The organism is Paenibacillus sp. LS-5 (genome assembly GCF_056121505.1).
On the sequence record NZ_JBWAVA010000004.1, the window covers coordinates 210,141 to 223,287 of the forward strand.

The 13,147-nt window shown below is 53.5% G+C and carries 13 protein-coding genes and 1 riboswitch; of the genes, 1 reads left to right on the top strand and 12 read right to left on the bottom strand.

Translation table 11 applies throughout. The features are described 5' to 3' along the window. Window positions 1–33: 33 nt before the first annotated feature. The 5 genes from cbiE to cobJ are packed head-to-tail and all read right to left on the bottom strand — an operon-like array spanning window position 34 to window position 5,886. Window positions 34–1,266 carry a precorrin-6y C5,15-methyltransferase (decarboxylating) subunit CbiE gene (gene cbiE, locus AC0MA3_RS08545; protein WP_474655860.1) on the bottom strand — a complete coding sequence of 411 codons (1,233 nt, stop codon included), beginning with the start codon at window positions 1,264–1,266 and terminating at the stop codon, window positions 34–36. Beyond that, entirely contained in the window at window positions 1,259–2,410 is a 1,152-nt protein-coding gene (locus tag AC0MA3_RS08550; RefSeq protein WP_474655861.1) for a cobalt-precorrin-5B (C(1))-methyltransferase, read from the bottom strand. Before AC0MA3_RS08550 ends, cbiE begins: the two co-directional genes overlap by 8 nt. 51 nt (window positions 2,411–2,461) lie before the next feature. Next, window positions 2,462–3,136, bottom strand: a complete 675-nt coding sequence (locus AC0MA3_RS08555; RefSeq protein WP_379160470.1) for a precorrin-8X methylmutase — start codon at window positions 3,134–3,136, stop codon at window positions 2,462–2,464. Window positions 3,137–3,145: 9 nt separating this feature from the next. Beyond that, on the bottom strand, window positions 3,146–3,925 hold the full coding sequence (gene cobK, locus AC0MA3_RS08560; RefSeq protein ID WP_474655862.1) for a precorrin-6A reductase: 780 nt from the start codon (window positions 3,923–3,925) through the stop codon (window positions 3,146–3,148). Then, the gene (gene cobJ / locus AC0MA3_RS08565) at window positions 3,922–5,886 is read right to left on the bottom strand and encodes a precorrin-3B C(17)-methyltransferase (RefSeq protein ID WP_474655863.1); all 1,965 of its coding nucleotides are present in this window, start codon (window positions 5,884–5,886) and stop codon (window positions 3,922–3,924) included. The genes cobK and cobJ overlap by 4 nt, the downstream gene beginning before the upstream one ends. Window positions 5,887–6,062: 176 nt before the next feature. After that, window positions 6,063–6,251, bottom strand: a riboswitch (cobalamin riboswitch). A 124-nt stretch (window positions 6,252–6,375) separates the two neighbouring features. On the opposite strand from cobJ, the gene AC0MA3_RS08570 reads away from it, so the two are divergent. Next, window positions 6,376–7,314 (top strand): ArsR/SmtB family transcription factor, encoded by a 939-nt coding sequence (locus AC0MA3_RS08570; protein WP_474655864.1) that lies wholly within the window; start codon window positions 6,376–6,378, stop codon window positions 7,312–7,314. A gap of 136 nt (window positions 7,315–7,450) precedes the next feature. On the opposite strand, the gene AC0MA3_RS08575 is transcribed toward AC0MA3_RS08570, so the two are convergent. The 7 genes from AC0MA3_RS08575 to AC0MA3_RS08605 all read right to left on the bottom strand — a co-directional run bounded on the left by AC0MA3_RS08575 (window position 7,451) and on the right by AC0MA3_RS08605 (window position 13,034). After that, the gene (locus AC0MA3_RS08575) at window positions 7,451–7,726 is read right to left on the bottom strand and encodes a DUF6171 family protein (protein ID WP_379160459.1); all 276 of its coding nucleotides are present in this window, start codon (window positions 7,724–7,726) and stop codon (window positions 7,451–7,453) included. Window positions 7,727–7,739: 13 nt separating this feature from the next. After that, on the bottom strand, window positions 7,740–9,236 hold the full coding sequence (locus AC0MA3_RS08580; RefSeq protein ID WP_474655865.1) for an alpha-N-arabinofuranosidase: 1,497 nt from the start codon (window positions 9,234–9,236) through the stop codon (window positions 7,740–7,742). A gap of 192 nt (window positions 9,237–9,428) precedes the next feature. Continuing rightward, on the bottom strand, window positions 9,429–10,355 hold the full coding sequence (locus AC0MA3_RS08585) for a 5'-3' exonuclease (protein ID WP_474655866.1): 927 nt from the start codon (window positions 10,353–10,355) through the stop codon (window positions 9,429–9,431). A gap of 155 nt (window positions 10,356–10,510) precedes the next feature. After that, the gene (locus AC0MA3_RS08590; RefSeq protein ID WP_379160450.1) at window positions 10,511–10,876 is read right to left on the bottom strand and encodes an arsenate reductase family protein; all 366 of its coding nucleotides are present in this window, start codon (window positions 10,874–10,876) and stop codon (window positions 10,511–10,513) included. A gap of 108 nt (window positions 10,877–10,984) precedes the next feature. Then, window positions 10,985–12,079 (bottom strand): RluA family pseudouridine synthase, encoded by a 1,095-nt coding sequence (locus AC0MA3_RS08595; protein ID WP_474655867.1) that lies wholly within the window; start codon window positions 12,077–12,079, stop codon window positions 10,985–10,987. A gap of 1 nt (window position 12,080) precedes the next feature. Continuing rightward, complete coding sequence (locus AC0MA3_RS08600; RefSeq protein ID WP_379160444.1) at window positions 12,081–12,644, bottom strand: cob(I)yrinic acid a,c-diamide adenosyltransferase; 564 nt, start codon at window positions 12,642–12,644, stop codon at window positions 12,081–12,083. Window positions 12,645–12,827: 183 nt separating this feature from the next. Continuing rightward, entirely contained in the window at window positions 12,828–13,034 is a 207-nt protein-coding gene (locus AC0MA3_RS08605; RefSeq protein WP_379160925.1) for an aspartyl-phosphate phosphatase Spo0E family protein, read from the bottom strand. Window positions 13,035–13,147: the final 113 nt, after the last annotated feature.

The window sequence follows — 13,147 nt, forward strand, 5'->3', positions numbered from 1 at the left end:
CTGCTAAGTAAGTGGCTAATCCTATCTCTTGCTCTATTGGCAGTCCTGCCTGCGTCCGCTAACCACATATACAGGGTTCATCCCCTCAAACCGGGTCATACCGAGGATCGGCTTCCCCCGCGAAGCCTGGAGCTGCGTCACTTCGACAGCCAATCCTGCAAGCTTCAGCGATTCCATACCGGAATAAAGTGTTTCAATCGTGATCGCTGCGATGACCATCCGTCCGTCCCGCCGCAGCCGCTGAGCGCAGAGGGCAATAATATCCTTCAGTTCGCCCCCGCTGCCGCCGATAAACACCGCATCCGGGTCCGGCAGACCGTCCAAGCCCCTGGGGGCTTTGTCATGGATAATCTCAAAATCAGCACGGAATTTACGGCGGTTGGCCTCCATGTTGGGCAGGTTCTCGGCACTTTTTTCAAGTGCGTATACCTTGCCGAGACGGGCAATCCGTGCACATTCCACCGCCACTGCCCCTGATCCTGAACCGATATCCCAGACGACTGCGTCCTCGGACAAATTCAGCTCTGACAGGACAAGTGCCCGGACCTCGCGCTTTGTAATCAGGCCTTTCTCCGGATAACGCTGATGGAAGGTTTCATCGGGATAGGCAAAACCCCGCCGCAGAGCCTTATCGTCCTCCCGTTTCCACCGCAGAATTACTATATTTAACGGAGAAAAGACCCCCTTTTCGAGCTCATCCAATTCCCAGAACCGGCAGACTTCACCGGAACCACCCAGTTTTTCGCAGACAAACGCCTCATATTCCGTCATTCCAAATTCGCGCAAATAGGCTCCTATCACTGCAGGGGAATTGACCTCATCGGTTAGTAGAGCTATTTTGCGCTTGCCGTCAATCCGCTGGGCAAGCCCCCGGATCGGACGGCCGTGGAGACTGACCAGCTCCGCATCCTGCCAGCTGTCTCCGAGCCGGGCAAACGCTAGCTGCACACTGCTGTAATGTGGAATCACCTCAACATGCTCGGGACCGAACCTGCGGACCAAATACCCGGCAATGCCAAAAAACAGCGGGTCTCCCGAAGCAAGCACCACGACACGGCGCTCCTTCCATATTTCCTCCAGTTTGTCCGCAAAGGCCTTCAGGCCATTTTTCAGAACAATCTTTTCCCCGTGGTAGGTGCTGAAATAAGACAGCTGCCGCTCCCCGCCGAGCAGCACTTCGCTTTCATGCACTTTGCTCAGGCTATCCGGGGTTAAGCCTCCGGCTCCGTCCTCCCCGATGCCAATAATATATATAATGTCAGCCACGGATCTCCGCCCTTCCCAGCACCCGGCCCTTCATGGTGATCAGCACCATCTCCACCGTCATGCCGCCATGTATATGTTCCATACAATGCCTGCAGGCATGCAGACACAGCAGTTCAAAAAAACCATCATGCCCGGCCTCCGTCATATGGTCCACAACCTGTGAAGCTGTGTTAGCTCCAGCAATCTCCGCTACCAGTTCCCGGTCTGCTCCCGACTCCGCCGCCATCCTGGCCAGAAAACCGAAATCGACTGGAGCATGTTTGGAGTGGATCAGCATCGCACCCTGTGCTACTTTCGAGTACTTGCCCGCCATTCCCACCAGCGTAACTTTACGGATTCCGTAAGCCTTGGCATGCTCCAGGGAGTAGCCGACATATTCACCCATCTGGATAAAAGCTTCCTCAGGAAGCGCTCCGAACATCGCCATAGCATATTTCTCACTGCTGCCGCCCGTGGTCAGGATAATCTGCTTGTTCCCCATGGCCGCAGCGACCGAAATAGTCTGCACCACGCTCGCCTTGTAAGCATCGGTGGAGAACGGCGTCACCACACCGCGAGTACCCAGGATAGAAATGCCGCCCTGGATGCCCAGCCGGGGGTTCAACGTCTTGAGTGCAATGGCCTCGCCCTCCGGCACACTGATGACTACCTGCACCCCCCTGGCCGCGCCATGCTCCTCCAGTACCTCGGACACCGCATCCCTGATCATGCGCCGGGGCACAGGATTGATCGCCGCTTCTCCGGGCGGTACCGGTAACCCCGGCTTCGTTACTCTCCCGACACCTTTGCCTCCGTCTATCTCTACACCGGGAGTATCGCTCCAGCTTACAGCAGCCACAATCCTTGCCTGATGTGTCGCATCCGGGTCATCCCCGGCATCCTTCACAGTTGCACAGATTGCCGAGTCCCTGCCGGTAAGCTCACCCCCTGTCAGGTCGAACGTATGCCGGAAGCCGGCAGGCAAATCGATCTCCACACGCTGTGGAACTTCGCCGGTAACCAGCAGGAGCACTGCGCCTTTGGCGGCAGCGGCAGCACAGGCACCGGTCGTATAACCGCGGCGCAGTGGTACTGAGGGATCGGCATACCCGGAATCCCTGCCGTGCTTACTACCCTGGAAATCCAGTGACTCCCGTTGTTCCATGACCCAATTCGCCTCCCTTCTCTGCTGTGTCAGGTGATATTCACCAGGGCCCTACTGGCCCTGATTCTGCAACTCTGACGCTTGACGGACAGCCAGCAGGCTGAGTGCGTTGACCGCTGCAACCACAACTGTGCTGCCGCCTTTGCGTCCGATGTTAGTGATATATGGAATATCTAGTTTGCGCAGCTCATCCTTCGACTCAGCAGCAGATACAAATCCGACCGGCATGCCAATCACAAGTCCAGGCTTTGCAGCACCTTCTTTGATCAAACGAATCAATTCCAGCAGCGCGGTTGGCGCATTGCCAATCACGTAGATCCCGCCTGGCGCTTCAGCGCAGGCTTTACGGGTTGCGAGGATAGCGCGGGTTGTTCCTTCCGCCTTGGCAGCCTCAATTACATCCGGATCAGAGATATGCACCCGGACTTCGCCGCCATATTTGTGAATCCGCTCCTTGGCAATGCCGGCTTCCACCATACGCACGTCTGCAATAATGGGCTTTCCCGCCAAAATAGCGGAAATACCCGCCTCCACCGCCCCGGGATGAAACACGAGACTCCGCCCCAGTTCAAAATCGGCAGAAGCATGAATGATCCGCTGCACGACTGGATACTGCATGGCGCTGTAATCATGCTCCCCCAGCTCACTGGTAATCATTTGAAAGCTCAGACTTTCAATCTCCTGCGGCTGCACCGTAAGCGGCTTAAAGTCCGTACCAAATTCCATAGCTATCCCTCATTTCTTATATAAAGCTGTAACCGCCGACACGATCTCATCAAAGGACTGATACACCCTGCAGTGATCTCCAAAAGCCGTTTGAGGGCGTGCAATCAATATGACATACAGGCCCATATCCAGCGCCGCATGCACCTTTTCATCGAGGGAACCTTCTGCTCCACTCTCTTTCGTAACCATCACTTGGGTTCCGTATTGTCTATAGAGAGCTTCATTCATTTCACGTGAAAAAGGTCCCTGCATCGCAATGATGTTGCGCTGTTCTATCCCGAGGGAAATGCACTTCTGTATATTTTCCAGACAGGGCAGCAGTCTTACGGTTAACCGGATAGCGGTATTCTCCAGCAGCTGTCCTGCAAAAACCTCTAATGTTTTGCCGCCGGTCGTCAGCATAATGGAGCCTTCCAGCTGCTTGGCCCTGCGCGCTGCCTCTTCATAGGAATGCACGACCATTAACCGGGGATGTTTATCATAACTGACGCTGCGCCGCTCATAACGCCAATAGGGCAGACCGAGCACTGCAGCGGCTCTCATCGCATGGGCATGTGCCTCCTGTGCAAACGGATGGCTGGCATCAATGATGGCGCTGCAGCCTTCCTTCCTCAGGCAGGAGATCATTCCATCCTGATCCAGCCTGCCGATACGCGTCCGTATGCCCGCTGCTTCAAGGCGTTCCGCAGCACTTGCCGTCACAACGGACGCCAGCAGCTGTAGCCCTTCACTTGACAGGGAAAGCGCCAGTTCACGGGCATCACTGGTTCCACATAGCATAAATATCATCGGGTCAGCGCGCCATTGGAGTAGTTGGCGGGTTCATGGCCACATCCATGCCCTTCTCCCCCATGGGAGCCGTGATGATGCGCCTCGTCACCGTGGTGATGGTGATGATGATGAATAGAAGCTTCATCGCGGTATTTGCAATTGTCGCAGTTGGCTACAGTCAGGCCCGCCACAGTCTCATCTATCCGATCGATCAGCATGTCGGACAGCAGTGGGTGTGTGCCCAGATAGCTGCCTGCCTCTACTTCAATCTCCGGGTGTGCTGCGGTAAAACCGTTCACCGTTTCGTTGAACTGTCTCATCAGCACCCCGGTGAATAATAAATACGGAAGCACGATGATTTTCCGCGCTCCAAGTGCAAGGCACCGCTCCAATCCTGCGTTCAGCGAAGGCTTGGCCATAGCAATAAAGCAGGCCTCGACGCTTTTAAAGGAGGTTCTTTCCCAGAGCAGACGGGTCAGCTTGAAGAGGTCGCTGTTCGCATCCGGGTCACTGCCTCCGCGGCCCATGACAAGCACGATAGTATCTTCATCTGTGATCTGGTCCTTTTCCTCACTCAGCACAGCCGCTATCTCCTGCTTGCTGCTATCCGGGTGCGCAAAGTGGCTTTGGTGTGCGCGTACGATCGCATTATTAGTGATGTCTCCAGATTGCGCCCATTGTTCTGATGTCTGAATCGGCCGCGACAGCGCCATAGCTCCTGCAATGCGGTCTAACAGAATTTCCGCTGCTCTCTCCTGCACGCCAATAGGCCGGCCATATATAAATTCCATATCCGGATATTTCAGCTTCGCCTGATCCAGGGCCATCGGAATATCCAGCTTGGAATGTCCCGCCGCGAACAAAATAATCGGTACAACATAGACCTTAACGGCTCCTCCCCGGACACATAGATCTATGCCTTCGGAAATGGTTGGAGCCGACAACTCGATAAAGCAGGTCTCCATGATATACTCCGGCCTCCGGTCAGCCAGCAAACGGGTAAAGTTCCGCAGCTCCTCATTCCCCTCTTCCACACGGCTTCCATGTCCTACTAGCAGCACCGCCGGCTTCCGGCTGGCACCTTCCGGGTTCTGCAAAAGCACGGGTTCAGATTGAATCCCGCTCTCCTGGTCACCGCCAGCCAATGCCGCCAGCGACCAAGGTTCTGCTGCGGTCTGCAGCCGTTCATGCGGCTTCAGTACCTGCGTATCAGCGCCAAGGCAGTACTTGCGCTCATAGCCGCGTGGTGTAACTAAAAGGCCTTCATAGACTATGGTAGCTGAATTGCCGACGATTACAGTCGAGAGCATGCCGATCTCATGATTCAGCATATCCTGGAGCGTTGTGACGATGGTCTGCTGGCGGTCACGATAGGCGCTTTTTACGATACCGACCGGAGTGGCAGGGTCCCGGTAGCGTAGCAGAATCTGACGGGCTTCTTCAATTTGGCGTGTCCGCTTCCCGCTGCGCGGATTATAAAAGGCAATTACAAAGTCAGCCATTCCTGCTGCTTCCACCCGTGCCGCAATGCTCTCCCAAGGCGTAAGATGGTCACTCAGGCTAATCGTACAGGAATCATGCATAATCGGTGCTCCCAGCAGCGAGGAGCAGGATTGAATCGCCGAAATACCTGGAATCACTTCGACCACTACACCTGTGTCAGGTTTCCAGCCCCGTTCGATCAGCACTTCATAGACCAGCCCCGCCATTCCATATACACCTGCATCTCCGCTGGAGATGACAGCAATGGTCTGCCCAGCCTCTGCCCGGCGAACCGCTTCCTGGGCCCGGCTGACCTCCTCGGTCATGCCTGTTCCGACAATCTCCTGATGCCGCAGCAGCGGCCGGACCAAATCCACATAAGTGCTGTAGCCGATCACAGCCTCACTTTCTTCCAGCGCCGCCAAAGCCCGGCCCGTAATATGCTCCATTGCACCGGGACCAAAACCGATAATCAGCAGCTTTCCTAGTCTGTTCATTCTTGTTCCTCCATCCTTGATACAGCTTCGGTACTCAAAGCAAAAACTCCCGCCTTGTGGGGTGGGAGGTACATGTACGTATTCAGATCACAAAAAGAAGGCAGGCCCGCCGCCAAAACAAGCAGCGCCCCCTCATCTGTTCATCCATTCGTACACCGCTCCTATCCGCGTAGAGTCGTGTGTGCGCAAACAAGGTAGGTCTCCTGGCTCGGGATCATCGCCTGGCTTCGTCTTCCCCGGAGCTATCGCCGAGTGACTTGTTGAAGCCGGCTCTTCCTTACAGTGGCGGGACCGCTCGGGAGTTGCACCCGATTCCCTGTTATCCCTTGATATCAATCAAAGGCACCTTGTTTCGTCGCTGATTCATCCTGTACATCATAGCGGAGACCGCTCACGCATGTCTGTGATAAAAGTGCAGCGCAGGAAGCTTGTAAGAATGTCACTTGAGTAATATAATTATTAACTATAACGCTGTATCGGAGGCTTTTCATGAAACTTGATCTTACTGAAGAATCCCTGCCGGTGTACGAAGCATTATCCAGCTCTGTTCGACTGCATATGCTCCGTCTGCTTGCCGTCCAGCCCATGAATGTCAAGGAATTAGCCGGAGCGGTGCAGCTCAGCAGTGCGATTATGACCATGCATGTGCGTAAGCTGGAGGCTGCCGGACTTATCAGCACCCATATGGCTCCCGGACGGAGCGGCTTGCAGAAAATCTGCACAATAGCCGTGGACAATGCCGAGATTTTGTTCCCGGGACAAGGTAAAACAGAGCGTAAACGCCACCGTAAAGAGATCCCCGTCGGGCATTATTCCAATTTCCAGATCGAACCGACCTGCGGTCTGGCTACCACGGATCAAATCATCGGCAACTTTGACGATCCGCGTTATTTCTGGGATCTCGAGCGGATGAATGCCGGTATTCTCTGGTTTGGCAAAGGATATGTCGAATATAAAATCCCCAACTTTCTGCTATCCAGCCAGCAGCCAGAGGAACTGGTCATTACGATGGAGATTGCCTCGGAAGCACCATCCATTAATAATAATTGGCCTTCGGACATCACCTTTACCCTGAACGGGCACAAGCTTGGCTACTGGACAAGTCCCGGTGATTATGGAGACAGGCAGGGCAAATACACACCATCCTGGTGGCCAGCCCTCACCAATCAATACGGACTGCTCAAGCAGCTGAGGGTTACTCCAAAGGGTACTTTTATGGATGGCCATAAGCTGTCCGAGGTTACGCTTGAACAGGTGGGCATCCGCAGCAAACAATGGACGTTCATGCTGTCTGTGGAAGAAGATGCCGAGCATATCGGGGGTCTAACCCTCTTCGGCAAAGGGTTCGGCAATTATAACGAAGACATGCTGGTAGATTTATATTATACAGATATGCCAGACAGCAATGAGTCGGCAGGGTCTGCTTAACCCCCATATACGCACAAAACAAAGAAACCCCGAATTCCGCAGTTTATCAAACTGGTGGAATTCGGGGTTTCTGGGCTTAGCCAGGTTTAGCAATCGTTATACCGTTACAGCACGGCCTGGCGATAGTGTACCTTGTCTATTCGTTAACCGGCTGCCACAGGCCACCCCCGGGAAGCGGACAGCCCCTTGCCTTCAAACGGGCAACAACCGGTATGATGCAGCCGCAGGCGGTGCAGGTTACCCCATCCTGCAGTTTGGAGCAGGTACTGCAAATGGCGACCCGCTCCGCATACAACGAATCTGAAGCGGTGTTACCTTCATTGAACATCGAGGATGCCAGAATACGGGCGATCTGTGCATCTGTGACCTTATAGTCGTCCCGGCAGCCTTTACAGGAAGAGGTTGTGGCCATAGCAGTACTCCTTTTATGCGTTCGGTGTAATCTCCAGTACCGTTACCGACATCGCCGGCAGCTCCACAGTAATCGTATCGCCCTCCAGCTTGAAAGCTGTGAACGGCTGCGGAACGACAGCTTCCGGCTCGCTGAACGAGTTGTGGGCATCGATCGTTGCCCCGGCCAGAGTTGTACCGCTGATCTGAACGGCTTGGCCGGCGAGTCCGCGTAATTCCAGTGGAAGTACTGCTGAGGCTGCATGATTCAGGTTACAGAGGCTGACATGAATCACACCCTCTGCCGTTACCGAAGCTGAGGCGGATACTTCCGGAATCTCCTTACCTTCAAAGCTGTAAGATCCGCTCTCCTGAGTCAGATCGAGCAGTTCTGCATCCTGATGCACCTTGTACATATTGAATACATGATAAGTCGGAGTGAGCAGCATTTTCTCGCCTTCGGTAAGAATGACAGCCTGCAGCACGTTAATCGTCTGGGCAATGTTCGCCATACGCACACGGTCGCTGTGGTTGTGGAAAATGTTAAGTGTCAGTCCGGCAACCAGCGCATCGCGGATCGAATTCTGCTGATAGAGGAAGCCTGGGTTCGTTCCCGGTTCCACATCATACCAGGTTCCCCACTCATCAACGATCAGGCCGACTCTTTTCTCAGGATCATATTTGTCCATAATCACACTGTGGCGGGTTATCAGTTCTTCCATGTGCAGCGCCTTTTCCAGTGTCGTGAAATATTCCGAAGCTTCAAAGCCGGTAGCCGCACCCTTATGCTCCCAAGTTGCACCGGGAACCGTATAGTAATGCAGTGTGATGGAGTCCATAAACCGGGTGGCTTCGCGCATTAGCACTTCCATCCAGTAATAATCGTCCGAATTCGGTCCGCAGGCGATCCGGTGAATCTTATTGTCTCCATAGTTGCGGACATAGGTCTGGTACTGCCGGTACAAGTCTGCGTAATACTCAGGACGCATATTGCCTCCGCAGCCCCAGTTCTCATTGCCTACGCCAAAATACTTGACGGCCCACGCTTCTTCGCGGCCATTCTTCGTGCGCAGCTCAGCCATCGGAGATATACCGTTAAAGGTCAGATACTCTACCCATTCAGACATCTCCTGCACCGTTCCACTGCCTACATTGCCGTTGATATAAGGCTCGCATTCCATCATAGCGCACAATTCCATGAATTCATGCGTCCCAAAATGGTTGTTCTCCACGGCGCCGCCCCAATGTGTATTGATCATCCGTTTGCGTCCTTCGCGTGCTCCAATGCCATCTTTCCAATGATATTCATCAGCAAAACATCCGCCCGGCCAGCGCAGCACCGGCACCTTGATCTCCTTAAGCGCTTCCACAACATCATTGCGGATGCCTTTGGTGTTCGGAATCGGTGAATCTTCTCCTACCCAGATGCCTTCATAAATGCAGCGTCCCAAATGCTCGGAAAAATGTCCATAAATATTCCGGTTAATCGTTCCCTTGCGGATATCCGTATTAAGCACAACACGCTGAGCCATTTCAATGCCGCCTCTCTTAAATTAACATATTTATTAATCATTTAATATTCATATTAACATTATAAAGGGCTTGCTTCTCATCCGTCAATAACAAAAAGCGCCTCTTAAGCCGTTAACGGCTCAAGAAGCGCTTTGGGTACAATCCATATATTTGCTCAGTCAATCATCCTGCTGGACAGAGGGGATTAAGCTTCACCCGAGATCCCCCAGCTCGATCTGCACAATGCCCCGCTCATCCTTCACCGTTCCTACGAGATGCATCAGGCTGCCGAACTCCAGCTCCTGGAATTTGCGGACTGCGTTCTCGCGCTGCAACTCCCACAGGCATTCCGCTAGTGTACATACTACAGGCACATCGCAGCGAATCTCCGCCAGCTCGCGGGATAGATGAAGCATATCGAGATCAGCTTCGATTTTGGCGCGCACCCCTTTGGGCAGTAAGTGAAGATTCTCGATCACGCCTTCCACGGTACCATATTCTGTCAACAGCTTCAGTGCGGTCTTCTCTCCAATGCCGCGCACGCCAGGATAATTGTCGCTGGTATCGCCCATAAAACCCTTCAGATCAATCACCTGGGCAGGGGTAAGTCCTCTTTCTTCGAGCAGTTCGGCCGGATCGTACACTTTGTAGTTGGAGCGGCCTTTTTTCATAATCACGACCTTAACGCTGTCACTGACCAGCTGCAGCATATCATGATCCCCTGTCAGAATGTAGACCTCGGACTCCCCGCTGTAACAGGATGCAAGCGTGCCAATGCAGTCATCCGCTTCATAGCCCACCAGGCCGATATTCGGCACACCCAGCTCAGCCACCACCTCTTTGACGAGATCGAACTGTGGAATCAGCTCCAGCGGCGCATCAATCCGGTTCGATTTGTAGCCATCATACTTCTCCGTGCGGAAGGTCCCTTTGCCCATATCCCAGCAGCAGACCACATGTGAAGGCTCAAACGTGCTCACCGCATCGAAAAAATACTGCAAAAATCCGTACACCGCATTCGTCGGCATTCCTGCCTTAGTCTTGCGGATATATCCTCCATAGGCGGTCGCATAAAAAGCCCGGAACAGCAGAGCCATTCCATCGACGATCATTACCCGGCTCTTTGTTTCTGAACTCATGTGTAACCTCTCCTTGTATCTTCATATTTTGGGGTTTGCAGCGGAAGGCCGATAAAAAAGCAAAAACTCCACTGCGATGTTTGACAGGAATTCCATCAGCCGTCTATCCCCTAGTTACTTAACCCGTGACACCCGCGGTGGATGTTAAGCAAGAATCATGCCTGGCTCCAAGCAGCAGCGTACTGTTCTTCCTTAAAGCCCACAGTAACCTTCTTGCCGTCAGTGACAATCGGACGTTTGATCAGCATACCATTGCTGGACAGCAGTGCTAACTGCTCCTCTTCACTGAGACTGGTCAACTTGTCCTTCAGTCCAAGATTCTTATATACTTCTCCGCTTGTATTAAAAAACTTCTTCAGTTCCAGCCCGCTGTCCGCCACCAGATCACGCAGCTCAGCCACTGTTGGCGGCTGTTCGGCAATATGCTGCAGCTCCAGCTCGTGGCCAGCTTCCTTAAGCCATTTTACAGCATTGCGGCACGTGCCGCATTTGGGATATTGATAGACTTTTAAGTGACTCATCAGTTACTCCTTCGGTTAAGTTAAAAGTAATAGACAACGCTTAACAACGGCATTTCTTCCATTGTCTGCGTCAAGAGCAAGCGCTTCGTCTTGCCCTTGACACTGACGCTACTGCCCGGCCGCATCCCGCTGCAGTCTCTCCTGCAGCAGCGCCAGATCCGGTGGAAGTGGCGCTTCAAATACCAGCTCTGTGCGTAGCACAGGATGCTGAAAGGACAGCCTAACCGCATGCAACGCCTGGCGCGGAATAGACGCATCCAGCTCCGTTACCCGCTCCAATTGCGCTTGCTCTTCTGCACCCAGCTCCGCTACCCGCTCCAATTGCGCTTCCTCTTCCGCATCCAGCCCCGCAGCTTGCCCCAGTTGCGGATGCTCTTCCACAATCTGCGACTGAGTATTCACGGCCAGCAGCCCCGCCTTGGCGTAAAGCGGGTGACGGTACATCCCGTCACCAATCAGCGGGCAGCCGATGGAGCCCATATGCACCCGGATCTGGTGGGTGCGGCCGCTCTCCAGCTTCAGCTCGACCTTTGCCGCGCCGGAGTACACCTCCTTGACCTCATAGCGGGTCAAGGAAGGATAGCCATCCGGCGTTACGATCCGCCGGTGCGGCTCCGCCGGGTCGCGGTCGATCGGGCCGTCGATATCACCGCTCGGCACAGCAGGAACGCCATGCACCCAGGCGTTGTAACGCTTGTCCACCGTTCCGGCAATCATCTGCTCGGAAATATGCTGGTGACTGTATGGATTCTTCGCAATCACTAGTACGCCCGACGTCTCCTGATCCAGCCTGTGAACGGGGCGGAAGCGGAATTGCACACCTTTTTGCGCCCAGTAATAGACAACTCCATTCGCCAGTGTGTCGGTATAGTGCCCATGGGTCGGATGCACAATGATTCCAGCCGCTTTGTTCACGACCAGCAGATGCTCATCCTCATAAAGGATTTCAAAAGGGATCGGCTGCGGCAAAATATCCTCTGATGTCTCCTGCTCCATGCGGATCTGCACGTTATCGCCAGCTGCTACCCGCACGCTGATATAGACCCGTTCCCCGTTCAGCATAATGCCCTGTTCCGTCATTTTGAGCCGGGACAGCAGCTTGCGGGAGACATCCATCCGCTTCTGCAGGATGGTCTTAAGCAGCCAGCCGTCCTCAGACTGCGGCACTTGATATGAAATGGGTGAATAATAGCTCATTGTCATATTAGTTGCGGAATACCTTTTTGCTCCGCACATATTCTACATCAGCAATCCCGAGACGTGTGTTGGCCGTGCGGGCCAATGCAAAAAAGTAATCCGACAGCCGGTTCAGATAGATCACTGCCTCCGGGTTGATATCTGCACTCCGTCCCAGCGTAACTGCACGCCGTTCCGCGCGGCGGCATACGGTACGGCAGACATGCAGTACGGATGACAATGTGCTTCCTCCCGGCAGAATGAAGCGCTCCAGTACCGGATTTTCGGCCTGTAGCGCATCAATCCAGCCTTCGAGGCGCTCAGCCATCTCACTTTTCACCTTATATTTGTTCTCGCTTAGCTTCACAAAAGCAAGATCCGAGCCGCAGTCGAACAGCTCATGCTGAATCTCCAGCAACTGCTCCCGCACATCTTCGAACTTCTCATCCTCCATCAGGCTACGTGCCTGGCCGACAAAGCTGTTCAGCTCGTCAATCGTGCCGTAGGCCTCGACGCGTACATCGTCCTTGCCTACGCGGCCGCCAATAACTGATGTTTCCCCTTTATCCCCCGTACGTGTATAGATCGCCATTCGTTTTCTCCTCCTGCCTCTTGAATCACATATTCTTAGTTTAAACGCTCCTATGCAGATAAGGCAAACAAAGTTCGGCATTTCTGACATGTAAATAACTCCCTGAACCGGGGTTATGAGCTTAATCTTCTGCTACAAACAAAAAAGGGACCCGGAGGTCCCAAACAAAGAACATTCGCAGCTTCAGCGTCTGCGGGAATGCCCTCTCATATATTCATTAATCTTCAGGTCCAGCAGGCTACTGACTTCGATCACATTAGCCGAAGTGAACGAATTCTCCTGTACAAAAAGCTGTTCCATTCTGCTTCGGAGAACACGGATTTCATCTTCCAAAGAGAGTCTGTGTGCGTTAATATCGCCCTTGGGGGGCCGTTTACCGCTTCCGGTCAAACATTCCCCGCCATAGGAAGGCAAGTAATAATCGGCGCTGAGCACAATCATCCCTCCTAAATGTATGTTCAGAGAAGAAAATCCATGTAAGTACTAACACAGGGGTTTCTTGT